At 65.2% G+C, this 23,466-nt stretch carries 16 protein-coding genes, 1 tRNA gene and 2 pseudogenes; 8 read left to right on the top strand and 11 right to left on the bottom strand.

Annotation, left to right across the window (positions count from 1 at the left end):
• Positions 1 to 152 precede the first annotated feature (152 nt).
• Positions 153 to 1,103 (bottom strand): GlxA family transcriptional regulator, encoded by a 951-nt coding sequence (locus ACVIYL_RS10485; protein ID WP_456778460.1) that lies wholly within the window; start codon positions 1,101 to 1,103, stop codon positions 153 to 155.
• A gap of 124 nt (positions 1,104 to 1,227) precedes the next feature.
• Between ACVIYL_RS10485 and ACVIYL_RS10490 the strand changes: the two genes are divergently transcribed.
• Positions 1,228 to 2,031 carry an SDR family NAD(P)-dependent oxidoreductase gene (locus tag ACVIYL_RS10490; RefSeq protein WP_456778461.1) on the top strand — a complete coding sequence of 268 codons (804 nt, stop codon included), beginning with the start codon at positions 1,228 to 1,230 and terminating at the stop codon, positions 2,029 to 2,031.
• 121 nt (positions 2,032 to 2,152) lie between these two features.
• Entirely contained in the window at positions 2,153 to 3,310 is a 1,158-nt protein-coding gene (locus ACVIYL_RS10495; RefSeq protein ID WP_456778462.1) for an ROK family protein, read from the top strand.
• 466 nt (positions 3,311 to 3,776) lie between these two features.
• On the opposite strand, the gene ACVIYL_RS10500 is transcribed toward ACVIYL_RS10495, so the two are convergent.
• A complete protein-coding gene (locus tag ACVIYL_RS10500) occupies positions 3,777 to 4,640 on the bottom strand; it encodes an alpha/beta fold hydrolase (protein ID WP_456778463.1) in 864 nt (287 codons plus the stop codon).
• Positions 4,641 to 4,853: 213 nt separating this feature from the next.
• On the opposite strand from ACVIYL_RS10500, the gene ACVIYL_RS10505 reads away from it, so the two are divergent.
• Positions 4,854 to 4,943: transfer RNA gene (locus ACVIYL_RS10505), tRNA-Ser, on the top strand.
• Between the two features lie 230 nt (positions 4,944 to 5,173).
• Here ACVIYL_RS10505 and ACVIYL_RS10510 read toward each other — a convergent pair.
• Positions 5,174 to 5,929, bottom strand: coding sequence for an ArsR/SmtB family transcription factor (locus ACVIYL_RS10510; RefSeq protein WP_456778464.1), 756 nt, complete (start codon positions 5,927 to 5,929; stop codon positions 5,174 to 5,176).
• Between the two features lie 251 nt (positions 5,930 to 6,180).
• Here ACVIYL_RS10510 and ACVIYL_RS10515 point away from each other — a divergent pair, with 251 nt between their 5' ends.
• Positions 6,181 to 7,596, top strand: coding sequence for an MFS transporter (locus ACVIYL_RS10515; RefSeq protein ID WP_456778465.1), 1,416 nt, complete (start codon positions 6,181 to 6,183; stop codon positions 7,594 to 7,596).
• A 193-nt stretch (positions 7,597 to 7,789) separates the two neighbouring features.
• Here ACVIYL_RS10515 and ACVIYL_RS10520 read toward each other — a convergent pair.
• The 5 genes and pseudogenes from ACVIYL_RS10520 to ACVIYL_RS10540 all read right to left on the bottom strand — a co-directional run.
• Positions 7,790 to 8,516, bottom strand: a pseudogene (locus ACVIYL_RS10520) (sigma factor); the annotation flags it as partial.
• Positions 8,513 to 9,151 carry a flavodoxin family protein gene (locus ACVIYL_RS10525; protein ID WP_456781805.1) on the bottom strand — a complete coding sequence of 213 codons (639 nt, stop codon included), beginning with the start codon at positions 9,149 to 9,151 and terminating at the stop codon, positions 8,513 to 8,515. The pseudogene ACVIYL_RS10520 and the gene ACVIYL_RS10525, both read right to left, overlap by 4 nt.
• Positions 9,152 to 9,966: 815 nt before the next feature.
• On the bottom strand, positions 9,967 to 11,556 hold the full coding sequence (locus tag ACVIYL_RS10530) for an ABC-F family ATP-binding cassette domain-containing protein (RefSeq protein WP_456778466.1): 1,590 nt from the start codon (positions 11,554 to 11,556) through the stop codon (positions 9,967 to 9,969).
• Between the two features lie 132 nt (positions 11,557 to 11,688).
• A complete protein-coding gene (locus ACVIYL_RS10535) occupies positions 11,689 to 13,008 on the bottom strand; it encodes an Hsp70 family protein (RefSeq protein ID WP_456778467.1) in 1,320 nt (439 codons plus the stop codon).
• A 250-nt stretch (positions 13,009 to 13,258) separates the two neighbouring features.
• Positions 13,259 to 15,634, bottom strand: a complete 2,376-nt coding sequence (locus ACVIYL_RS10540) for a glucose/quinate/shikimate family membrane-bound PQQ-dependent dehydrogenase (RefSeq protein ID WP_456778468.1) — start codon at positions 15,632 to 15,634, stop codon at positions 13,259 to 13,261.
• 340 nt (positions 15,635 to 15,974) lie between these two features.
• On the opposite strand from ACVIYL_RS10540, the gene ACVIYL_RS10545 reads away from it, so the two are divergent.
• Positions 15,975 to 16,724 carry a class I SAM-dependent methyltransferase gene (locus tag ACVIYL_RS10545; protein ID WP_456778469.1) on the top strand — a complete coding sequence of 250 codons (750 nt, stop codon included), beginning with the start codon at positions 15,975 to 15,977 and terminating at the stop codon, positions 16,722 to 16,724.
• A 6-nt stretch (positions 16,725 to 16,730) separates the two neighbouring features.
• Here ACVIYL_RS10545 and ACVIYL_RS10550 read toward each other — a convergent pair whose 3' ends face one another.
• Together ACVIYL_RS10550 and ACVIYL_RS10555 are read right to left on the bottom strand one after the other, a co-directional pair.
• A complete protein-coding gene (locus ACVIYL_RS10550) occupies positions 16,731 to 17,219 on the bottom strand; it encodes an SRPBCC family protein (protein ID WP_456778470.1) in 489 nt (162 codons plus the stop codon).
• Positions 17,220 to 17,226: 7 nt separating this feature from the next.
• Positions 17,227 to 18,184 (bottom strand): annotated as a pseudogene (locus ACVIYL_RS10555) (LysR family transcriptional regulator).
• A 101-nt stretch (positions 18,185 to 18,285) separates the two neighbouring features.
• On the opposite strand from ACVIYL_RS10555, the gene ACVIYL_RS10560 reads away from it, so the two are divergent.
• Both ACVIYL_RS10560 and ACVIYL_RS10565 read left to right on the top strand, forming a co-directional pair.
• Positions 18,286 to 19,467, top strand: coding sequence for an MFS transporter (locus ACVIYL_RS10560; protein ID WP_456778471.1), 1,182 nt, complete (start codon positions 18,286 to 18,288; stop codon positions 19,465 to 19,467).
• Between the two features lie 22 nt (positions 19,468 to 19,489).
• Positions 19,490 to 20,524, top strand: a complete 1,035-nt coding sequence (locus ACVIYL_RS10565; RefSeq protein WP_456778472.1) for an aldo/keto reductase — start codon at positions 19,490 to 19,492, stop codon at positions 20,522 to 20,524.
• 19 nt (positions 20,525 to 20,543) lie between these two features.
• Here ACVIYL_RS10565 and ACVIYL_RS10570 read toward each other — a convergent pair whose 3' ends face one another.
• Positions 20,544 to 21,446 (bottom strand): AraC family transcriptional regulator, encoded by a 903-nt coding sequence (locus ACVIYL_RS10570; RefSeq protein WP_076834585.1) that lies wholly within the window; start codon positions 21,444 to 21,446, stop codon positions 20,544 to 20,546.
• 302 nt (positions 21,447 to 21,748) lie between these two features.
• Between ACVIYL_RS10570 and ACVIYL_RS10575 the strand changes: the two genes are divergently transcribed.
• Positions 21,749 to 23,389: a flavin-containing monooxygenase gene (locus ACVIYL_RS10575; RefSeq protein WP_456778473.1), complete on the top strand. Its 1,641-nt coding sequence runs from the start codon at positions 21,749 to 21,751 to the stop codon at positions 23,387 to 23,389.
• Positions 23,390 to 23,466: the final 77 nt, after the last annotated feature.

Consider the following 23,466-nt stretch of genomic DNA (forward strand, 5'->3'; position numbering starts at 1 on the left):
CCCAAATGGTCCGCACAAAAACGATCGGCGCGAGAAATCCCCGCGCCGGATGGGGGGACTTATAGCCGCAAACGACCGAGAGTCAAGGTAAAGCAGGGCAAAAACCGGCCAAAAATGAAGGGTTTGGCATGGTTTTGGCCGAGATTGGCGGCTCAAGCCTGCGCCTGGGCCGCGATCCTCGCGTGGCGTCGGATGGTCTGGGGCGGCTGGCCCAGCACCCGCAAGAACGCCCGCCGCATCCGTTCGCGGTCGGCAAAGCCGGTCTCTACGGCAATTTCGTCCATCGAATGGCGGCCGTCACCGATCAATTCGCGCGCCGCCTCGACCCTAAGATGCTCGATCGCCTTGGCCGGTGACTGGCCGGTCTCTGAACGGAAGGCGCGGCTGAACTGGCGCGGGCTGAGCCGTGCGACGGCGGCCAACTCCTCGACGGAGAACTCGTTGCGCAGATGCGCCTTGGCGTAATTGAGCGCGTTCTGGATACGATCGGATTTCGGGTCGAGCTCGAGCAGCGCCGAAAACTGCGACTGTCCGCCGGTGCGGCGGTGATAGACGACGAGCTTGCGCGCCACCGAACGGGCGACCTCGACGCCGAGGTCATGCTCGACCATCGCCAGCGCCAGATCGATCGTCGCGGTCATGCCGGCCGAGGTCCAGATCGGTCCGTCGACGATGTAGATGCGGTCCTGCTCGACTTTCAGCTTGGGAAAGCGCGCCTGCAGCTCGGCGGCGTATTGCCAATGCGTGGAGACGCGCCGGCCGTCGAGCAGGCCGGCTTCGGCGAGCGAGAAGGCGCCGACGCAGGGCGCGGCGATGCGCTGTGACGCCGTCAAGGCGCGGCGAACATAGTCGGTCAGCTTCGGTGACGCCGGATGCAGCTCGGTGCCCGCGCCGACGAACAGCGTGTCGAAGCTGCGCTCGCTGAACGCTTCGGTCTCGACATTGAAGCCTGCGGATGACCGCACCGGGCCGCCATTCTCGGACAGCAGTGTGACCCGGTAGAAATTTTCACCGGCCACCAGATTGGCGATCTCGAAGGCGGTGATGGCGGTGAAGCCCATCACCTGGAAGCCCGGGAAGACGACGAAGCCGATCTCCTGCATGGAACCCTCCAGTGACGATGTGTGTCCTAAAAAGGTGTATATATGACATTTGAGACATGCAAGGGAGCCTGTAGAACCTGAACAGCGGCCAAAACCGGCCGTTCGGGTCAAACAGGAGACCAACATGACCAAGTCAGCCAAAGGAACGGCGCTCGTTACCGGTGCGTCGTCCGGAATCGGTGCCATCTACGCGGACCGGCTCGCACGGCGTGGCTACGATCTGATCCTCGTCGCACGCAACCGCGAGCGCCTCGACGGGCTTGCCAAGCGTCTGTCGGCGGAGACAGGCCGATCGATCGAGATCGTTGCCGCCGACCTCGGCAAGCGCGGCGACGTGTCACGGATCGAATCCATTCTGCGCAGCAATACCGGCATCAGCCTGCTGGTGAACAATGCGGGCGTCGGTGCAACCGCGCCGCTGCTCGCATCCGATGTCGACAAGATGAGCGACTTGATCGCGCTCAATGTCGACGCGCTGATGCGTCTGACCTATGCGGCAGTGCCCGGATTCGTGGCGCGCGGCGGCGGCACCGTCGTCAACATCGCCTCGGTGGTCGGCGTCGCGCCGGAGATGCTCAACGGCGTCTACGGCGGCAGCAAGGCCTTCGTGCTGGCGCTGACCCACTCGCTGCAGCACGAGCTGAAGGACAAGAACATCCGGGTCCAGGCTGTGCTGCCGGGGGCCACGGCGACCGAGTTCTGGAACGTGGCCGGCACGCCGGTCGAGCATCTGCCCGGTGAGATCGTGATGAGGGCCGAGGACATGGTCGATGCCGCGCTCGCCGGTCTCGACCAGGGCGAGGTCTTCACCGTGCCGTCGCTGCCGGAGGCCGCCGATTGGCATGCCTATGAAGCCGCCCGCCAGAAGCTGATGCCGAACCTGTCGCGCAGTGCACCTGCGGCGCGCTACCGGGTGAAGGCCGCCTGAGGCACGCGAAATTGCGTCCCGCGCTGGCCAGACGGCGCAGCGCGGGACGCAACCATTTGAGTTCCCGGCCGTTACAGCATGATCCGGAAACTGGGACCCTCAAGCGGGCAGGCAAGGGCGAATGGCCGAAGACGCTGGATTGACCACGGGCATCGCGCACCACGGTGCCGCGCGGCTGCCGTCTGTCGACATCGACAGCTTCAATATCGAGCTGAAGGACGACGAGGGCTTTCTCGGCGATCGCGCCTCCAAGGGCGCGTTCCGCAAGATCCTCGACCGCTGGCGCAAGCCGCTGCGCAAATCGGACGAAGATCCGTTCGGCGACGAGCAGTCGGACAAAATCAGCAAGAAGAAGCTCGATGAGTTGCTGGTCGGCGACGACACCGAGGCCTCGGCGGTCGTGCACAGCGCGATCGAGGAGTTTGCGCAGGAGCTCGCCTATGTGACGCGGCGCTTCCTCAACACCAAGGCCTGGGCCAAGACCGAGCGCATCGTGGTCGGCGGCGGCTTCCGCGACTCCAGGCTCGGCGAGCTCGCCATCGCGCGCACCGAGATCATCCTGAAGTCAGAGGATTTCAAGGTCGACATGGTGCCGATCCGCTTTCACCCCGATGATGCCGGCCTGATCGGCACGCTGCACCTCGCGCCATCGTGGATTTTCGAAGCCCATGACGGCGTCCTCGCCGTCGACATCGGCGGCACCAATATCCGCTGCGGCGTTGTCGAGACGCGCTGGAAGAAGGCGCCCGATCTCTCCAAGGCGGCGGTCTGGAAATCGGAGCTGTGGCGCCACGCCGATGACGAGCCGACGCGCGAAGGTGCGGTGAAGCGGCTGGTGAAGATGCTGAAGGAGTTGATTGCCGCCGCCGAGAAGGAGAATCTCAAGCTCGCGCCGTTCATCGGCATCGCCTGTCCCGGCGTCATCAATGAGGACGGATCGATCGAAAAGGGGGCGCAGAACCTGCCCGGCAATTGGGAGAGCAGCAAATTCAACTTGCCGGCGAGCCTGGTCGAGGCGATCCCGCAGATTGGTGATCATGACACCGCGATCGTGATGCATAATGACGGCGTGGTGCAGGGGCTGGCCGAGGTCCCGTTCATGCAGGATGTCGCGCGCTGGGGCGTGCTGACGATCGGAACCGGGCTTGGCAATGCCCGCTACACCAATCGCAAGCGGGATAACGGCAAGGACGAGAAGAAGGCCGAGAAAAAAGACAAGGATGACGAGAGCGAAAAGAGCGAGAAAAAGGCCAAAAAAGCCAGGAAAGCCGATGCCTGAGCCGTCAGGATTCAGCGATCGCGCGCGCTCCATACGGGCTACGGTCTGTCTTCTCCTTCCCCCTGAAAGGGGGAAGGTCGGGATGGGGGTTAGCCGCAGGCGATGCTGTTTGCGGAGAGAGCAGATCCCCACCCGCTTTGCTCTGGCGAGCAAAGCGACCTCCCCTTTTCAGGGGAGGTAAGCATGCGTAGCCCGGATGCAGCCAACGGGTCGCGCGAATGCGCGCCCGATGACAGGCTCCGCGAAATCCGGGGCACCTCCATCCGCAGATCCAGCGGCTCCGGATTACGCGCGGTAAGGTTGATCGGTTAGGTTAAGATCGGGTTCGCGTTGCCGTTTCGACGTCGCTCGCTACCGTGGCCCGTGTCGCTCCCGCCGACCGGCGAAGCCGCACTTCCCGGCCAGCAATATTAAGAAGCGGCACGGGACCGCCAGTTTTTGTCGCGTCCTGGCGGTCCCACCACTTCTACTTCCAATTGATCCGCCCGAAGAAGCCGGCGATCTCGGCGGCCGCGCGGTCGGGGTCCTCGCGATGCGGGAAATGCCCGACATCGGGAAACATCTTCAGGTCCAGATTGGAGAAGGTCTCGCCCAGCCGGTCGGTCCAGGCATAGGGAAGCAGCGGATCGTGCTCCGCCCAGCGGATGCAGGTCGGAACAGTGATCGGCGACAGTGCCGGGGCCTCGCCCTGCATCATCTTCACGCGCGCCGCATGTGACGCGCGATAATGCGCAAATCCGCCGGCGAGGTTGCCGGGCTTGAAGAAATTGTCGGCGAAATCCTCGATCACGTCGTCGAACGCGGCCTTGCGGTGCGACCAGTGGTGCAGGAAATGGCCGATGTAAGCGCGGCAGCTGTCTCTGTTGGCGCCGACCAGCGCGGGCGCCATCTCCATCTGGTGGAACGACTGGTACCAGATGTGGTTCAGCCGGTCTGGCGCGGCCATCCGCGGCCCGATGCCGGGATAGACGAAATCGAAGAAAAACAATCCGGCGATGCGCTCGGGCGCCTTGCGGGCGAGGGGCTGCATCACGGCGCCGCCGACGTCGTGGCCGACCACGCCGGCCTTGTCGACGCCGAGCGCGTCGAGCAGCGCCAGCATGTCGTCGGTATGCTGATCGGGGCCGTAAGGGCCTTGCGGCTTGTCGCTGTCGCCGAAGCCGCGCAGGTCGGGGGCGATCAGGGTGTAGCGGTCTGTGAGGGGCGCCATGACCGGCTTCCAGGTCAGCCAGAATTCCGGCCAGCCGTGCAACAGCAGCAGCGGTCTCCCAGTGCCGGTCCGCGCGACGTGGAACGCCGCACCATTGGCTCGAATCGTCACATGCTCCATGGCCCGCTCCTGCTCCGGCTGGTTCGCTCGCGCGCCGATCGAGCCAGAACCGTTCCGCTAGCGCTTTGTTTCCGCGCGCTTTCTCCCGCTGCCCCGGTGCTTTGACGGGGCGAGGCGGCAGTGACGGAAATATTATTGCAGCGCCTTGTCTGTCCCGCCATCCTCGCCTAGAACACGCCCCGACCGCGGGTGGCGCAAATCACCCGGGCCATCGGAGAGGTGGCAGAGTGGTTGAATGCACCGCACTCGAAATGCGGCATAGGTGCAAGCCTATCGGGGGTTCGAATCCCTCCCTCTCCGCCACCCTGCAGCCCTGCCGGGCTTCGGGTGGAAGGCCACCCTTTCAGACCAGCGCGAAGGGAGTCTCCCGAAGCTTCGGAGAAGCGTAGGGCCAATGCCCCCTGACATTCCAACGATCTCGACCGCTCGCCTGACGCTTCGTGCGCAGGTTGTCCATGACTTCCCCGCCTACCAGGCGTTCCTGGCTTCGTCCCGGTCCGCCGGCTCCGGGTATTGGACGCGTTGGAGCTGACTCAACCCGAGAGAACCGCTACCCGTCCGCGGGACAGTGATGCAACCTGCCCTTCGCGTCCATCCCTCGGGAGTGCGCCCTCGATGCCGAACGTTGTGGCGAGATCTCTAACTCCAAAAGGAGTCACGACGAGCGCACGGCTATCCCTGACATGCTCGACCCAATCGTGCTCAAGAGCGTGATGAAGAATGGCAGCGCCGAGCGCCCCGGCCAGATGCGGCCGGCGCTCGCTCCAGTCGAGACAGGGGCGACAGAACACCCGGCGCTTGGAGGCGCGGCGAAGATCGACGCCTAACTCATCGAAGAATGACCGACCGGCATCGGTGAGTTGTCCGCCATCCTCGTCGAGCAGAATGAACGACTGTTGGACCAACCGGTCGGCGATCGCGACGGCGATGCGGCCGGCCATGTGGTCATAGCACGTCCGCGCGTGTCGGAGCGTCTCTCCGCCGCGCCAGAGATTGCGCTGCCGGGCGGGGCCGTCCTGCGCCACCACCATGAGGCCTTCCAGCACGCGTGCGACGTGCGGAGAGGCCAAGCGAAAATATCGTCGTCGGCCCTGCTTTGCGAGCGCAAGCAATCCGGCGTCGCTGAGTTTCGCAAGATGGCCACTGGCTGTCTGCGGCGCCACGCCAGACACATAGGCGAGCTCCGAGGCGGTCAGCGTTCGGCCATCCATCAGCGCACTGAGCATGTTGGCGCGCGCCGGATCGCCGATGAGTGCCGCGACTTGGGCGATTTTGGGTCCCGTATCCATGCGTTTCTCCTACGCCGATGAGGACGCAGTGCCAAGCACGAATACTTCGGCCAAGACCGTAGTGTTTCTGCAAGACCGATTCAATCGCGGGACATAGGTTGTCTGGACACCACTAAGCCCAAGCGAAAGGCATCGCCGCGGCGGGACGAAAGATCGTCTCGCGGCTCCAAGTATTCGATTGGCATCGAATGATAATCGCAAAGCGGGCTGGTCTGAGCCATCAAAATCTCACAGACAACCGAGTGTGATCAATGCAAACAACTTCCCTCAACACCAGGCAGCCGGAACTAGCCCACTCCGACAACACGTCATCCCGTTCGCCTCTCGCGATGGCACTGGCACTTGCCGCCACGAGCCTCGGTCTTGGCGTGGTGCAGCTCGATATCACCATCGTCAATACCGCGCTCAGCAGCATCGGCAGTTCGCTCGGCGGCAGCGTCGCCGAGCTGCAATGGGTGGTGACAGCTTATACCATCGCGTTCGCCGCCTTCATTCTGACCGCCGGCGCGCTCGGCGACCGCGTTGGCGCCAAACGGATCTTCATAGGGGGCTTTGCAATCTTCACGCTGGCATCGCTCGCCTGCGCACTGGCCCCGTCGGCGATGTTTCTGATCGCCGCGCGCTCCGTGCAGGGCCTCGCGGCGGCGATCCTTGTGCCGAACTCGCTGACGCTGCTCAATCACGCGTATACCGATCCGAAGGCGCGGGGCCGCGCGGTCGGCTTCTGGGCCGCAGGCGCGAGCGTCGCACTGACTTCGGGGCCGTTCGTCGGCGGCGCGCTGATCGCGCTGGTCGGTTGGCGCGCGATCTTTCTCGTCAACCTGCCGATCGGTGCCGCCGGCCTCTGGCTCGCCTGGCGTTATGCCGAGGAGACGCCGCGGCTCGCGCAACGCGAGATCGATCTGCCGGGACAGATCGCGGCGATTGCAACCCTTGGCACGATGGCCGGCGCGCTGATCGAGGGCGGCGCGCTCGGCTGGAGCCATCCGCTCGTCATGATGGGCTTCGCGGGGGCGGCCGTACTCGGCATCCTGTTCGTATGGCGCGAGGCGCGCGCGCCGCAACCGATGCTGCCGCTATCGCTGTTCCGCCATCGCATGTTCGCGCTGACCGCGCTGGTCGGGCTCCTCTTCAACATCGCCTTCTACGGCCTGATCTTCGTGCTCAGTCTCTACTTCCAAAACGTCAATGGCTGGTCGCCGTTCGCAACGGGCCTCGCCTTCGTGCCCATGATGGCCATGGTGCTGCCCGCCAACCTCGTCACCGCTTCGGTCAGCGAGCGCCTCGGCGCACCGCAAACCATTGCGCTAGCTTGTGTGATCACTGCCGCGGGCTGCGTTGCGCTGCTGCATATGGCCTCAGGCACGAGCTACGGGGAGATCTGCGCTCAGCTCATGGTCCTCGGGGGCGGGCTCGGCCTGCTCGTGCCGTCTTTGACCTCGACGCTGCTCGGCAGTGTCGAGAAATCGCGATCCGGCATCGCCGCGGGCGTCTTGAACGCGACACGGCAGACCGGCAGCGTGCTTGGCGTTGCCCTGTTCGGCTCGCTGGTCGCAGGGAACAACGCGTTCATGGCAGGCGCGCATGCTTCGCTCGTGATATCGGCCGCTGTGTTGCTCGCAGGTGCGGTCGCGATCTGGCAGGGCCGAGCAAAGGAGGGACGATGACAGGGGGCAGGTCGGGCTCATGTGGTGCCCCCGGTGGAGCGGTCTAGATCTGCTCACGCTGAGTTCTTCTCAGTTTGGCGCGAAGCGCTCGATCCGTCAGCGCCGCGAGGCGACCCCCGCGATCTGGTCTATCGCTATCGGCCGCGCTGAGCGGGGACGCGCGAGGCGCGCTCAATTCCGCCGTCCCGTCACAAGGCACGTTGTGCAGCTTGTCGGGATTGCGGGTCACATAGACAGCGACGACCCGTTTATTCTCGACATGCAACGCTGTCGTTTGAACGAGGTCGTCCTCGATGGTGATGAAGCCCGGCAATCCGTTGATGGTGGCGTAGCGGATCAATCGTGAGGGACGCATGGCGAACAGGCGGGCGAGCCCCGCGAAACGCTCCATCGCGGCATCACGCCCGACCAGAGGCTCTGTCGGCGCCGGGACCCGGCCACCGCCATCGGCATAGACCACGACATCTTCGGCGAGCATCGCGCGGAGCGCAGCAAGGTCGCCCGTCCGTCTCGGATACGGCATCGAACCCCAATCCGAACACGTCATGCAGCAGAAAGGCCGCCCGCTCCAAAGGCGACAGGCGTTCCAGGGCAATCATCAACGGCAGGATCAGATCGTCCGCCGCTTCCTCTGCTTCGGGGTCGAAGAATGGTTCGGGGAGCCACGGTCCGACATAGGCGGCACGCCGGCGCCGTGCGGATTTCAATTCGTTGAGGGATAATCGGGTGACGATGGTGTGCAAGACTGCCTTGGGATCGCGCATCTGATCGCGATCGGCAGCGAGCCAGCGTACCCAGGCGCTGTGCACGACATCCTCTGCGTCGGCGACCGAGCCCAGCATCCGATAGGCCAGCCGGATCAGGCGTGGCCGCAACTCGGCGAAGATCTCGGCAGCTGACGGTTCAGCTGCATCTGTCATGACGCCGCCGGAACGGGCACCGAGGCCGCGTCACGGCCGCGTACAAACTGAAGTGCCGTCTTTGCCACCCGCTGTCCCAGGTGGCGGGCGGTTGCGAGATCGGAATCGGGCGGGGCGGTGTCCGCGCCCTCGTCGGTGTTCGACTGTGCGCCGGCTCCGAGCCAGAACCCCAGCCTGTTCGGATCGGCTTCCGATCCCGATGCGGAGTTGTTCCCCGGGGGCAGATCGAGATTGACCCAATGCATCCCATGCTGCGCGGCGAACAATGCAAGCTGGATCAATGTGGACAGCTTGTCGCCGGCGTGTGCCCCCGAATTGGTGAAGCCTGCCGCGAGCTTGTCCTTCCAGCGATAGCCTTTGGACATCACCGCGCGTGAAGTTGCTTCCTGAAAGGCTTTGAAGGCCGCGGAGGCGGCGCCCATGTAGGTGGGCGTGCCGAAGATCAACGCTTCCGCATCCATCAGCCGATCCCAGTTCTGTTCCACGTGCTCGACAGGCACCAGAAGCGCCTCTGCGCCATCGATATCCTGGACGCCGGACCTGACGGCCTCCGCCTGCCGCCGGGTATGGCCGTAGGCGCTATGATAGACGATTGCGATCAGGGTGCGACCGCCGCCGGTTCCGAGTGTGTGCATGGTGTCCTCTGCTGCTGCCCTTGCAGAAGTCAAGACAAGGCAGCGCGTCGAAACGTGACATGCCCTGCGAATTTTCGTCCGGAGGATGTTGCTCCAATTGACCGCCACGCAGGCCGGAGCGGCGGCCGCCGGCTCCTTTGCATGGGGTTGTTTTCGATATTTTGGCGGGAGCCGCGGCCACCGGGCGAGCCTCGCCGAAGGATGACCCCGACAATCCCATCCATCGGTAACCTTAATTTTTCCTTTCGATTGTCGATAAAGTTTTATCGATTATCCTCGTGGCAGTTGAGCGGTTTGACGAACCGCACGATGAGCGGCAACAGCCGAGTGGCTGGACGACCGCTCTGAAATCGAAGGGTGGGCAGAGCGCAGTGCCAGCCACCTTTCGGGCTGTTCGGCGGCGGCCGGCGGGGCAAATCAATTTTGAAGTGCTTTTGATTGCCAGGTTGCGGCGCATATCGCTCCGCATGAAGCCTTTCAATTGGGATGTTCCAAGATGACGCTCGCGCATGTCCTGATCGCGGCCGGTGGCGGCTTTTTGTTGCTGGCTGGCTTCGTCGCATTTGCCCTTTGGAGAAACGCGCTCCATTCGACGGCGCGGATTTAGCAACAGTCGAGATTGAGATCCGGCGGCCTCGCTCACGGGGACGAGCGAGCGTGGCTGTCGGGATGGCCGCACCGCCGCGCGGCCTGACAGCCGAGCACCGCGCCTTACGACCTACCCCAAGGCGACGCGTGCTCGGCTGTTCAATTCCTGACCAATCTTCGCCGTTCGACGCATTGATTGCGTAAGGGCAATTGCTCCGCTCTCCGCATCACCTCCACGACACGAGATCCAGTCTGCGCGTGATTGCGATGGCCTCGAGGAAGGCCTCATCGTGGCTGACGACCAGCAGCGCGCCGTCATAGGCGCGCAGGCCGGCCTCGACCGCTTCCATGGATTCGATGTCGAGGTGGTTAGTCGGCTCGTCGAGGATCAGGAGTGGCGGCGGCATCACGCCGCCCAGCACACAAGCAAGACCTGCGCGAAGCAACTGGCCGCCGGAGAGGCTCGCAACGGGCTGCAGCGCGGCATCGGCGCGGAACGCGAATCGCGCCAGCGCCGCGCGACAGGCGTTCTCGCCGGCATCCGGATTGATGCGCCGGAAATTCTCCAGGATGGAGGCCGACGCATCGAGCAGGCTGACCGCCTGATCGAACACGGCGAACCGGGTCATCACCTCGACGGTGCCGCGCGCCGCGGTCAGGTCGCCACTGACGAGCTTGAGCAGCGTCGTCTTGCCGGCACCGTTGGGGCCAGTGATCGCGACGCGCTCCGGACCCGACATGGAGAAGGTGACGTCACGCAGGATCGGCGCTTCCGTGCCGTAGCCGACGTCGGCCGCGTCGATCCGCAGCACCATCCTGCTCGCCGGCAGATGCGTCGAGGGCAGCTGCACCGCGAACGGTTGCAGCACCTCGATGCGTTGCCGCGCCGCGGTGGCAAGTTCGAGCGCTTGCGTCCGCCGTCGTTCGGCGAGGCGGGCGTTCTCGCCGCCGCTGTCCTCGCTGCGGTCCTTGCGCAGCCCGGCGGCGATGCGCGGCAGATCGCCCTTGGCGCGCTTCCTTGCACCCGCGCCGTCCTTGCGCGCCTTCCGTTCGTTGGCTTCTCTTGTGTTACGGTCGATCTCGGCGACGCGCTTCTCGGCATCGGCCAGATCGTGTCGTGCTGCCGACAGCTCGATGGCCTTGCGTGCGCGATACTGGCTCCAATTGCCGCCGTACCGCCTGGCTTCCAGCGATGTCAGTTCGACGATCGCATCCATCGTCTCCAGCAGTTCGCGGTCGTGGCTGACGATGATGGCGCCTTGCCGCCAGTCGGCGAGCAGGTCGATCACCGCCTTGCGTCCCGCGCGGTCGAGATTGTTGGTCGGCTCATCCAGCAGCAGAAAATCAGGTTGCGCGAAGGTCAGGGCGGCGAGGCGCGCCCGGGTGGCCTGGCCGCCGGACAGCGCTGCCAGCGGCGCGTCGAGTGCATCGCTCAGTCCGACGCGCTCGAGCGCGGCCGCAATACGCGTGTCGAGCGTCCAGTCGATATCCGCAAGCTCTTCAGTGCTCGCAACGCCCTGTTCGGCGCGGCGTAACGCGGCCAGCGCACCGCGCGCGCCGAACAGGTCGACGACGCGTTCATCCGGTTTCGGCTGAACCGTCTGATGCAGCATCCTGACGCGTCCCTGAACCGAGACCGTGCCGGATTGCGGCGTGCGCCGACTTGCGATGAGGCCGAGCAGCGTCGTCTTGCCGACGCCGTTCCTGCCCACAAGGCCGGTGCGTTCGGGTCCGAAGTTCAGATCGATGTTGGAAAGGAGAACCCGACCGTCAGGCGCGGACAGGGTCAGACGAGAGAGCGCGATCGATGCAGGCATGAATATCCCCGAGGGCAAGGCTGACGGGCGTTGCTGTCAGGGTGAAATCCATGGCCGTCGGCATCCTTAGGAATTGATGGTTGACGTGATGTAGTCGTCGATTGAGCCGGGATCAAGGCGCGAAGCCAGCCGTCACGCGGCTTCGGCGAAGGTCCAGCGGTCGGGATCGGGCGTGTGGCCGATCAAAGCGAGGCCGTAGGCGATCGATTCGAATTGATCCGCCGAGGTCAGCCGCGCCGCGCCGAAGCGTTCGGCGAACAGGCGCTGCACGGCCGGCACGAACGAGGTGCCGCCGGTCAGGAACACCTTCTCGACGTCGCGCGCGGTGATGCCCGACTTGGCCAGCGCCTCGTCCACGGTCGCGCCGAGCCGTTCGATGTCGTCGGCGATCCAGGATTCGAAATCGTCGCGCGTCACGGTCGCGCCGATATCGATGCCTTCGCGGGCGAAGCGGAACTCGACGCGGTCGCGGCTCGACAGCGCGACCTTGGTGTCCGACACGGCGCGATAAAGCGCGAAGCCGAGATCGTGGTCGACGATGGTGATGAAATCGTGCAGCGGCGCCGGATCGAGCGCGGTGCGCGCGAGCTGCTGCAACTCGCGCAAATCGCCATTGCCCCGCATCATCGCGAGCTGGTGCCAGCGGGCGAGGCTCGAATAATAGTGATTGGGGATCGGCAGCACCTTGTCGAACGAGCGGTAGCTGGTGCCCTTGCCGAGCCGCGGCGAGACGATGTGGTCGACGATGCGGTAATCGAAGGTGTCGCCGGCGATGCCGATGCCGGCGTGGCCTAGCGGTTCGGCGCGCAGTACGCCGCCCTTGCGCGAGAACCGCATCACGGAGAAGTCGCTGGTGCCGCCGCCGAAATCGGCGACCAGCACGGTGGCATCGTGGTCCAGCGTGCGTGCGAAGGAGAACGCCGCGCCGACCGGCTCGTAGACATAGCGCGCATGGCCGGCGCCTAGCCGCTCGAACGCAGCGCGGTAGCGCTGCATCGCGAGTTCGTCATTGGGGTTGCCGCCCGCAAAGCGTACCGGTCGGCCGACCATGATGGTCGGCGCGCCGAGATCGAATCCTTCGCCGGCATGGCGCGTCAACGTGCGCAGGAACGCCGCGAGCAGGTCCTCGAACTTGTAGCGTTGCCGGAAGATCTGGGTGGTGTTGAAGGCCGAGCTTGCCGCGAAGGTCTTGAACGACTGGATGAAGCGATGGATCGTGCGTCCCTCGAGGAACTGCTCGATCGCCCACGGGCCGCCCTCGGCGCGCGGATGCAGGCCCGCGCCCGGCCGCTCCTCCCAGAAGCACAGCGCGGACACATAGACGCTATGCGTGCGGCCGCCGTGGTCGAAACGAACAGCCTCGACGCGGCCGTCGCCGTCGGACAGCGCGACCACGGTGTTGCTGGTGCCAAAATCGACGCCAATCGAGACGGCGGGCGGGGCGCTCGACATGTCATGCTCGGACTGTCTGTGAAAGGGGGCGGACCATTAGCGGCTTTGGCCGGATTTGCCAACCCGTCTGGAGCTATCCAGTTGGGCCAGTTCCACCTCCCTTGGAAAGGGGAGGTCGCTTTGCTCGCCAGAGCAAAGCGGGTGGGGATCCGCGCCCTCCGCAGAGAGCATCGCCTGCGGCTGACCCCCATCCCGACCTTCCCCCTTTCAGGGGGAAGGAGAAGGAAGACGACGGCCTCGATGACGCGGCTCAGTCCTTCAATGCGTAGGCGATGACGTAGTCGCCGCGCTTGGTGCCGAACGAGCCGTGGCCGCCGGCCGCGGTGACGACGTATTGCTTGCCGCCAGACTCGTAGCTCATCGGCGTCGATTGGGCGCCGGCCGGCAGGCGATCCTCCCAGAGCACCTTGCCGTTGCGGACATCGTAGGCCCGGATCGTGTACTCATAGGTCCCGGTGTAGAACGCAACGCCGCCGGCGGTGGTGATCGGCCCGCCCAGCATCGGCACGCCCATCTTGAAAGGAAGCGGCAGCGGCGTGGTGTCCCGGATCGTGCCGTTGGGATGCTGCCAGACGATCTTCATCGTCTTCAGATCGATCGCGGCCATCGAGCCCCATGGCGGCCGGTAGCACGGCACGGAGAGCGGCGAGAGGAAGCTCGAGATGCCGACGCCGAACGGCGTGCCGTACATCGGCTGCACCCCGACCTCGCTGCCGACCGGTTTCTCGGCCGTCGGCGCCGGAGGATTGAGCGGACCGCGCGGAATGAGCCTGGAGGCGAACGGCAACGACATCGGATTGGCGATGACGATCTGCCTGACAGGATCGACCGCAATGCCGCCCCATTCGAACATGCCGAGATTGCCCGGGAAGACCAGCGTGCCCTGCAACGACGGCGGCGTGAAGGTGCCTTCGTAGCGCAAGCGGTGGAACATGATCCGGCACAGCAACTGGTCGAAGATCGTGCCGCCCCACATGTCGGCGCCGGTCAGCTTCGCCTCCGGGCGGAAGGTCAGTTCGGAAAACGGCTGGGTCGGTGCAGAGCGGTCGCCGGGCGCGGGCCCTTGCGGCACCGCGCGTTCCGGCGCGGGCACGATCAGTTCGCCGGTCCTGCGGTCGAGCACGAAGATGTTGCCCACCTTGGTCGGCTGGATCAGCGCGGGAACGACGCCCTTGGCGGTCGTCACATCGACCAGGCTCGGTTGCGAGGGAACGTCCATGTCCCAGAGATCGTGATGCACGGTCTGGTACGACCAGGCGCGCTTGCCGGTGTTGACATCCAGCGCGACGATGGCGCTGGAATAGCGCTCGACCAGCGCATCGCGATTGCCGCCCCAGATGTCAGGTCCGTTGTTGCCGGTCGGGATGTAGACCAGATTCAATTTCGGATCGAACGAGGCCGTGATCCAGGAATTCGGTGACCCGTTGGTGTAATGACGCGTCGGCGACGGCAATGCGTTCTCGTCCGCCGCGCCGGAATCCCAGGCCCAAACCAGCTTGCCGGTATAGACATCGAAGCCGCGGATCACGCCCGACGGCACCTCGACCGCATAATTGTCGATCACCGCGGCGGCCACGACCAGGATCTTGTCGCTGACGACCGGCGGCGACGTCGGCTCGAAGAAGCCGGCGGTCTTGATCCCCATGCCTTGCTGCAGGTCGAGGATGCCGTGATCGGCGAAACCATCGCAGAGCTTGCCGCTGTCGGCATCGAGCGCAATCATGCGGCCGTCATTGACGGGCAGGAAGATCCGCCGCGGGCATTCGGCCCGCGCCGGATTGCCGCTGCTGTCGACAGCGCCCTGCGCGGCTTCGTGATAGGAGACGCCGCGGCAAGTCATGTGCTGGAACGTCTTGTTGTGCACGAGCTTGGGGTCGTAGCGCCAGCGCTCCGTGCCGGTCTTGGCGTCGAGCGCGAACAGCACCTGGTGCTGCGAGCAGAGATAGAGCGTGTCGCGCACCTTGATCGGGGTGACCTCGAAGGTCGTCTCCCCGGAATCGTCTGGTGTCTTCACGTCGCCGGTGCGGAAGGTCCAGGCGACCTTGAGGTTGCCGACATTGTCAGGCCTGATCTGCTTCAGCGGCGAATAGCGCTGTCCGAACTGCGTGCGTCCATAGGCGCGCCAGTCGCCGTCCGGCTGCGGGTCGGCTTCGCTTTGCGGCACGGCAGAGCCGGACTCGGCAATCGTGCCGTTGATGTCGTGATAGCTGGACAGCAGCCCGGCGATGAGCACCGCCGCAGCAGCGACGACGCCGATCCAGAGTGGCGCCGTCGCGCGCATGTAAGGCACCGGCCCGCTTCGTGTCAGGGCACGAACGATCACCGGCGTAAGCAGCCAAAGCGCCATGGGGAAGATGATGTCGCCACGCGCCGCGAGCGGCCACCAGTCGAACCGCACCTCATAGACGGCCCACGCCAGCGTGCCGAGCAGCACGATCGCAAACAGCCAGAGCGCCTGATGGCGCCGCGCCAGCAACAGCGCAGCCGTGGCGAGAATGCCGACGCCGAGGACAATGTAGAAGGGCGATCCACCTAGTGCGGCGAGCCAAATGCCCCCGCCCGCGAGGACCAGGCCGATCAGGGCGTAGACGATAGCCGTGATGAAGACTGCCCTGGATCGCTGCATGGTCGCTCCGGTGCGGGGGAGGGATCGGGCTTGTCCCGCACAAGCGCGACAGACCGCGTCCGCCATCGCGGACTGTCGTTCAGCCAACCGCAACTTGCAACCTGGAACTGCGATGTTGATGTGCCACAAGCGCGTAAGGTTGCTATGCGAAACCCGCCGAAGCAAATCATTCAAAATGCGCGCATCTTCAACGGGGAGCAGTGGAGCTGCGGGGCTGACGCAAAGGTGAGAGATCTTCAGCGAATTTTGAATCGACGCGCTCTTCCAGTCCTGTGCAGGCGCTGCTCTATACCGTTCCGCGGATCGCACCGCGGATGGTTGGCGCGCAGGAGAAGCAACAATGACACTGAACCCCACTGCCGAGAATTATCGTGTCGCGGTCGCCGCCTACGAGGCGGGCCGGCCGAGCTACCCTGCGGAGATCGTCGCCGCGCTGCCGCTTGGGGCCGCGCGCTGCGTCGTCGACCTTGGTGCCGGAACCGGCAAGTTGACCCGCCTGCTGCTGCAGCATCTGCCCGCGGCTGCGCGCCTGATCGCGGTCGAGCCCGTCGCCGAGATGTCGGCCAGGCTGGCCAGGGAAGCCGGGGTGGAGGTCATCAACACGCGCGCCGATGCGATCAATCTTGATACCGGCAGCGTCGACCTCGTCACCTGCGCCCAGGCGTTCCACTGGTTCGACAACGAGGCGTCGGTGGCCGAGATCGCGCGACTGCTGCATCCCGGCGGGACGCTTGCGCTGGTCTGGAACAACCGGGATGACCGCACGCCGTGGGTCGACGCGTTGTCCGTCATGATCGAGGGCTATGCGGGCGACACGCCCCGGCAACGGACCGGACGCTGGCGCTGGATCCTGAAGGACCCGCGCTTCGTGCTTGAGAGGGAAATCGTGCAGGACCATCCGCACCGGATGAAGCGACAGGACGTCTTCGAGCGCATCGCATCGACGAGCTATGTCGCCAATTTGCCCGATGCGGAGAAGGCGATCCTGCGCGACAAGACCGACAATATCCTGCGCGAAGCCGGTCTCGGCGACGCCGACGAAGTGGTGTTTCCCTATGTCACGCAGCTCTTCTTGCTGAAGCGGGCATAGACCGCGCTATTGCGCGGCACGTCCTTGCTCGACCGCCTGCTTCAGGCGCGGCAGCGTCATGCGCCAGTAGAAGGCAACGTGTTTGGCGCCTGAGTCGGGCCCGATTTCCCAGCCGCTTCCGCGGCGGATCGGCGACGGCGGCGCCTGCTGGGTGACGGTCAGCACCGTATCGCTGCCGTCAGGCACAAGCGTCATCGTGATCGTCGCATAGGATTGCGGAACATCCGGCAGGCCGGAGACCTGCGACCAATAGGAGTATTCGAGCCGCATCGGCGGCTCGACATGGAGGACGCGGCCCTTGTCGCGATAGCGCTTTGCGCCGATCTCCGCCTCGATGTCGATCGGCGTGCCGATCCGCCAATCGGTCCTGAAATGCGAGTTGCGCCATCTCTCGCCCGCTTTGGGGTCCATGATCGCGTCCCACACATGCGTTGGCTCCGCGGCGATGCGGATCGTTTCGGTGACGGACAGGAAGGCCGGGGGCTCGTGCGTCATTGAATGCTCACTTGTCGCCCACGACTTTCCATTTTCCATCGGCGCCGCGCCGCAGCGAGGGATCGCCGATGCGGATGTGCTGCGCGAGAAAATCGATGAAGGCGCGGACCCGCGCCGGCAGCGGGCCGGCGTGGCCGACATAGACCGCGTGGATGTCCTCGCGGTCGCCGGGATTGAGGTTTTGCAGCACCGGCACCAGACGCCCGGCCTCGATATCGGGGCCGATGTGAAATAGCGCCAGCCTCCCGAGCCCGACACCGCCGAGCGTGAGCTGACGCGCGGCTTCGCCGTCGCTGACGCGGGGCGACCGGCGGCGGCAGCGCTTCCTCGATTCGTTCAGCGCGGCGGAACGGCCAGCCGCGGATGCTGCGTGGAAAGGTCCAGCCGATGCCGCGATGGGCGGCGAGGTCGGCCGGCGTCTTCGGCGTGCCGAAGCGGGCGAGGTAGGACGGCGCGGCGGCCACCACCATGCGGCTGGTGCCAAGCTTGCGTGCGATCAGCCGCGAGGCGCCGAGCGGGCCGACCCGGATCGCGACATCAGCGCGCGCCTGCATCAGATCGACCAGCGTGTCGGTCAGCACGATGTCGAGCGTGATATCGGGATGTTCGCGCATGAAGCGCGGCAGCAGCGGCATCACATGCAGCATGCCGAACGGGATGTTGCTGTTCACGGTGAGATGGCCGCGGGGCACGCATGAGGCGGCCTCGCGTTCGGCCTCGTCGATATCGGCGAGGATGCGCCGGGCGCGCTGGTAGAACGCCTGGCCTTCCTCGGTGAGCTGCAGCTTGCGCGTGGTGCGGTTGACCAGCCGCGTGCCGAGCCGGGTCTCGAGCCGCGAGACCAGCTTGCTGACGCCCGACGGTGTCTGGCGCAGGCTGTTCGCGGCAGCCGTGAAGCCGCCGAGATCGACGACGCGGACGAATACGTCCATCTCGCCGGAGCGGTTGGTGTCTGTGCGGGCCATCTTGAATTCAAGTCACAAATGATTGGATTGCGGTCATTCTAATCCTTCCCCGCCCGGACCGCTATCTCGCTTTGCGGAATCCTTTTTGTCCGGAGCGACACATGCCTGCTGCAGTCCTTGCCTTGACCGCCGGTGCCTTTGGTATCGGCACCACCGAATTCCTCATCATGGGACTGCTGCTGCAGGTCGCCGCCGACATGCAGGTATCCGTATCCGCGGCAGGCTTGCTGATCTCCGGCTATGCGCTCGGCGTGTTCGTCGGCGCGCCGATCCTGACGCTGGCAACACGGCGGATGCCGCGCAAGGCGGTATTGCTTGCGCTGATGGCGATCTTCACGCTCGGCAATGCGGCGTGTGCGCTGGCGCCGAGCTACGGGCTTTTGATGGCGGCACGCATTCTCACCTCGCTGGCGCACGGCACCTTCTTCGGCGTCGGCTCCGTGGTGGCGACAAGCCTCGTCCCGGAAGACAAGCGCGCGTCGGCGATCGCCACGATGTTCATCGGGCTCACGGTCGCGACCCTGCTCGGCGTGCCCTTCGGCGCCTGGTTCGGGCTGATGCTCGGCTGGCGCGCGGCGTTCTGGGCGGTGGCGGCGATCGGCGTGATCGCGTTCATCGTGCTGGCGGTGCTGGTCCCCGGCCATGTCGGCGCCAACGACAAGCCCGCGCCGCTGCGCGAGGAGCTCGCCGTGCTCGGCCGCCCGCAGGTGCTGCTGGGACTTGCCATGACGGTGTTCGGCTTCGGCGGGCTGTTCGCGGTCTTCACCTATGTGCAGCCGATCCTGACGCGGCTCACGGGCTTCTCCGACGCCGCGGTGTCGCCGATCCTGCTGGTGTTCGGTGCCGGCCTTGCGATCGGCAACGTCGCCGGCGGACGGCTCGCCGACAAGGGACTGGCGCGGGCGCTGCTGGTGTCGCTCGGCGGCCTCGCCGCCGTGCTCGTCGCGCTGACGGCGGTCGTCTCGATCAAGGCATTGGCGGTCGTGCTGCTGTTCATTCTCGGCATCGCCGCGTTCGCGACCGTGGCGCCGCTGCAGCTCCGCGTACTCGAAGCCGCCGGCGTCGAAGGGCGGACGCTGGCCTCCAGCCTGAACATCGCGGCGTTCAATTTGGGCAACGCGCTCGGCGCCTGGGCCGGCGGCGTCACCATCGATCGCGGCCTCGGCCTCGGCGCGCTGCCGCTGGTGGCCGCCGTCATCACTGCAATCGGCCTGCTGCTCGCGCTGTGGAGCCTGCGCCTCGATCGGCCGATCGCGCTCGCCGCGCAGTGCCTGGCGGAATGAATCGGATCAAGGGAGCATGACCATGGAATACCGCAATCTCGGTGCATCCGGCCTGAAGGTCCCCGTGCTTAGCTTCGGCACCGGCACCTTCGGTGGCCAGGGGCCGCTGTTCTCGGCCTGGGGCCGCAGCGACGCCAGCGAGGCACGCCGGTTGATCGACATCTGCCTCGAGGCCGGCGTCAATTTGTTCGACACCGCCGATGTCTATTCAAACGGCGCGTCGGAGGAGATCCTCGGCGCCGCGATCAAGGGCCGCCGCGACAAGGTGTTGATCTCGACCAAGACCGGCCTGCCGATGGGCGACGGCCCGCTCGATGCTGGTACGTCGCGATATCGCCTGGTCGCCGCGGTCGACGCCGCGCTGCGCCGGCTCAACACTGACTATATCGACCTGCTGCAGCTTCATGCTTTCGATGCCTTCACGCCGGTCGATGAGGTGATGTCGACGCTCGACGCGCTGGTGCGCGCCGGCAAACTGCGCTATGTCGGCGCCTCGAATTTCTCCGGCTGGCATCTGATGAAATCGCTCGGTGTCGCCGAGCGGCACGGCTGGCCGCGCTACGTGGCGCACCAGGTCTATTATTCGCTGGTCGGTCGCGACTATGAATCCGAGCTGATGCCGCTCGCGCTCGACCAGGGCGTCGGCGCGCTGGTCTGGAGCCCGCTCGGCTGGGGGCGCCTCACCGGCAAGATCAGGCGCGGTCAGCCATTGCCGACCAACAGCCGCCTGCACGAGACCGCGCAGTTCGGGCCGCCAGTCGACGACCAGAAGCTTTATGCGATCGTCGACGCGCTGGACGCGGTCGCCACAGAGACCGGCCGCAGCGTGCCCCAGATCGCGATTGCCTGGCTGCTGACGCGGCCGAGCGTCTCGTCCGTAATCATTGGCGCCCGCGATGAGGCGCAGTTGCGCGACAATCTCGGCGCGGTCGGATGGTGGCTCTCGCCGGACCAGATCGCGCGTCTCGATCGCGCGAGCGCGGTGATGCCGGCCTATCCCTACTATCCCTACCGAATCCAGGAAGGCTTCGCGCGCCTCAATCCGCCGCCAGTGTGAGTCCGTCGCAGACCCGGTCTCATGCCTGGACGGTGTGCTCGCAGACCTGCCGGCGGTATTCCGCCGGCGTCACGTTCATGTGCTGCCGGAACACGCGATTGAGGTGGCTTTGATCGGCGAAGCCGGCGAGCAGCGCGATCTCCTTCAGCGCGACGCGGTCCTTGCGCAGATGCTGGCACGCATGCTCCACCTTGCGCCGCAGGACATAGGCATGCGGCCGCATGCCGTAATGCACGCGGAATTTGCGGGCGAACTGGACCGGCGTGCAATTGCAGATGTTCGCGAGCTCCTCCAGCGTGATGTTCCGGAAGATGTTCTGCTCGATATAGTCCTCGATCAGCCGGGCATGCGCCGGGCGAAAGGGTCCTTGCGCGCAGGGCATCTTGAACTCGATCGCCGCATATTTCCGCAGGATATGCACGCTCGCCTGCAGCGCCAGTGCATCATAGCAGAGCCGTCCACCGGGACCGCCCGCGGCGACTTCCTGGACCATTTGATCGTTGATCCAGGTCAGCATTGGGTCTTCGACCTTGAGCAGGTCGTGAATCTCGATCGTTTCGGCGTCGCGGTCGAAGGCATCGCTCGCGGTCTTCGTCATGAGGGCAGGAGAGATGTAGAAATGGCTGACCTCAATGTCGTTGTTCCAATGCCAGCTTGACGGCTCTGCGCGCGTCATGAGCGACGTGACGCCGCGACCGACTTGATCCTGCTTCCACGCGCCGGTGACGCGGCGGTTCATCGACGTCACGCCGTCGCGATAGAGCACCAGGAGGAAGTTTGCCGACGGCGGGACCCAGATGTCCGACGGCGCATAGCGGAAAATTCGCAGCCGGAAATCACTTCTCCCGACCGACAAACTATCCAGCTTCATCTCGCCGGGAGCGTAGCGCGGCAGCTCCTCGACCGTGATCAACTGGCCCATCGCGTGAGCCTCCTCCCTGGGATTGGTGGCGCGGTTGACCGCTTGTTCTTGGCCGGACGGCTGAGCGCAGAATAGGCCGCTTTCGCCATTTGCCAAGCCGACCAACGGCCGGTGCTCGATTGCACGGTCGCGTTCCAGAGATTGTCGGTTTCATCCAAGCCGCGCGGCCGAACGACCCGTAGCCTGCTCTGCGTTTCGGCAAAAGCGCGAGCGGTCGAGACCCAAATTGACGCAACGCACCATCATCCGGCGATACCGCGGGTGGGAAGGTGCGTGCGAGAAGCCAGGCACAGGAGGAAATCATGACCGAGACCGTCACAAGGTCGAACGGAAGCGATGGTGCGCATGCAACGACCAAGCTCGACGCCGTGGTCGTCGGCGCCGGCGTCGCCGGTCTCTATCAATTGTTCCGCCTGCGTGAGCAGGGACTGAGTGTGAAGGCGATCGACGCCGGATCTGGCGTCGGCGGCACCTGGTACTGGAACCGCTATCCCGGGGCGCGCTTCGATTCCGAAGGCCACACCTACCAGTACCTGTTCTCCGAGGAGCTCTACAAGGGCTGGAGCTGGAGCGAGCGATTCCCGGGCCAGCCGGAAATCGAGCGCTGGCTGAACTACGTCGCCGACCGCCTCGATCTCAGGAAGGACATTCAGTTCGGCACCACGGTGAAGAGCGCGCATTTCGATGAGGCGACGCAACGCTGGCTGATCGCGACCGACCAGGGCGACGTGATCGATACCCAGTTCCTCGTCACCTGCTGCGGCATGCTCTCGGCCCCGCACGTGTCCTTCCCGGGACAGGAGACGTTCAAGGGCAAGCTGTTCCACACCGCGCGCTGGCCGAAGGGGCCGATCGAGCTCGCCGGCAAGCGCGTCGGCGTGGTCGGCAACGGCGCGACCGGAATCCAGGTGATCCAGTCGATCGCCGGTGAGGTCGGCCACCTCAAGGTGTTCATCCGCACCCCGCAATACATCATCCCGATGAAGAACCCGAAATGGGATGCGTCGGACGCCGAGGCCTACAAGTCGAAATTCAAATTCCTCACCGAGCGGCTGCCGAAGACGTTCACCGGCTTCGAATTCGACTTCGAGCACGCCTGGGCCGACCTGACGCCGCAGCAGCGTCGCCAGGTGATCGAGGACTGCTGGAACGACGGATCCCTGAAGCTGTGGGTCTCGTCCTTCGCCGAACTGTTTTTCGACGAAGCCGTCAATGCCGAGATTACCGAATTCGTCCGCGAGAAGATGCGCGAGCGGATCAAGGACCCCAAGCTGTGCGAACAGCTGATTCCTGCCGATTACGGCTTTGGCACGCACCGCGTGCCGCTGGAGAGCAATTTCCTCGAGGCTTTCCACCGACCCAATGTCGAGATCGTCAGCGTGAAGAACAATCCGATCGCCCGCATCACGCCTGAGGGTATCCAGACCGCCGACGGCACGGTGCACGAGTTCGACGTCATCATCCTGGCGACCGGCTTCGACGCCGGAACGGGGGCGTTGACGCGGATCGATATCCGCGGCCGCGACGGGCGATCGCTGAAGGACGATTGGGGCAGTGACATCCGCACCACGATGGGCCTGCAGGTCCATGGCTATCCGAACCTGTTCACAACAGCGGTGCCGCTCGCGCCCTCGGCCGCACTTTGCAACATGACCACCTGCCTGCAGCAGCAGGTGGAGTGGATCGCCGATTGCATCAGATATCTGCGCGGCAAGAACCTGAACGTCATCGAGCCGACCAGGGATACCGAGGATCAGTGGGTGGCGCATCACGACGAGACCGCCAACGCAACACTGATCGCCAAGACCAACTCCTGGTACCTGGGCTCCAATGTCGAGGGCAAGCCGCGCCGAGTGCTGTCCTATTGCGGCGGTGTCGGCACCTATCGCCAGAAATGCGACGAGGTCGCCGCGAGCGGCTATCGCGGCTTCGCCACGCAGTAGGGCTGACCGCATTCGGACCTCGTAGCCCGGATGGAGCGAAGCGTAATCCGGGGGCTTGTGCCGCCCGGCGTCGCCGG

It is taken from the genome of Bradyrhizobium sp. USDA 3315, from assembly GCF_054056795.1.

Coding starts and splice junctions, on each gene's coding strand:
- ACVIYL_RS10495 (WP_456778462.1), top strand. CDS start 2,153: ATGGCCGAAGACGCTGGATTGACCACGGGCATCGCGCACCACGGTGCC.
- ACVIYL_RS10545 (WP_456778469.1), top strand. CDS start 15,975: ATGACACTGAACCCCACTGCCGAGAATTATCGTGTCGCGGTCGCCGCC.
- ACVIYL_RS10565 (WP_456778472.1), top strand. CDS start 19,490: ATGGAATACCGCAATCTCGGTGCATCCGGCCTGAAGGTCCCCGTGCTT.
- ACVIYL_RS10490 (WP_456778461.1), top strand. CDS start 1,228: ATGACCAAGTCAGCCAAAGGAACGGCGCTCGTTACCGGTGCGTCGTCC.
- ACVIYL_RS10525 (WP_456781805.1), bottom strand. CDS start 9,151: ATGCACACACTCGGAACCGGCGGCGGTCGCACCCTGATCGCAATCGTC.
- ACVIYL_RS10540 (WP_456778468.1), bottom strand. CDS start 15,634: ATGCAGCGATCCAGGGCAGTCTTCATCACGGCTATCGTCTACGCCCTG.
- ACVIYL_RS10560 (WP_456778471.1), top strand. CDS start 18,286: ATGCCTGCTGCAGTCCTTGCCTTGACCGCCGGTGCCTTTGGTATCGGC.
- ACVIYL_RS10535 (WP_456778467.1), bottom strand. CDS start 13,008: ATGTCGAGCGCCCCGCCCGCCGTCTCGATTGGCGTCGATTTTGGCACC.
- ACVIYL_RS10485 (WP_456778460.1), bottom strand. CDS start 1,103: ATGCAGGAGATCGGCTTCGTCGTCTTCCCGGGCTTCCAGGTGATGGGC.
- ACVIYL_RS10510 (WP_456778464.1), bottom strand. CDS start 5,929: ATGGATACGGGACCCAAAATCGCCCAAGTCGCGGCACTCATCGGCGAT.
- ACVIYL_RS10530 (WP_456778466.1), bottom strand. CDS start 11,556: ATGCCTGCATCGATCGCGCTCTCTCGTCTGACCCTGTCCGCGCCTGAC.
- ACVIYL_RS10550 (WP_456778470.1), bottom strand. CDS start 17,219: ATGACGCACGAGCCCCCGGCCTTCCTGTCCGTCACCGAAACGATCCGC.
- ACVIYL_RS10500 (WP_456778463.1), bottom strand. CDS start 4,640: ATGGAGCATGTGACGATTCGAGCCAATGGTGCGGCGTTCCACGTCGCG.
- ACVIYL_RS10575 (WP_456778473.1), top strand. CDS start 21,749: ATGACCGAGACCGTCACAAGGTCGAACGGAAGCGATGGTGCGCATGCA.
- ACVIYL_RS10570 (WP_076834585.1), bottom strand. CDS start 21,446: ATGGGCCAGTTGATCACGGTCGAGGAGCTGCCGCGCTACGCTCCCGGC.
- ACVIYL_RS10515 (WP_456778465.1), top strand. CDS start 6,181: ATGCAAACAACTTCCCTCAACACCAGGCAGCCGGAACTAGCCCACTCC.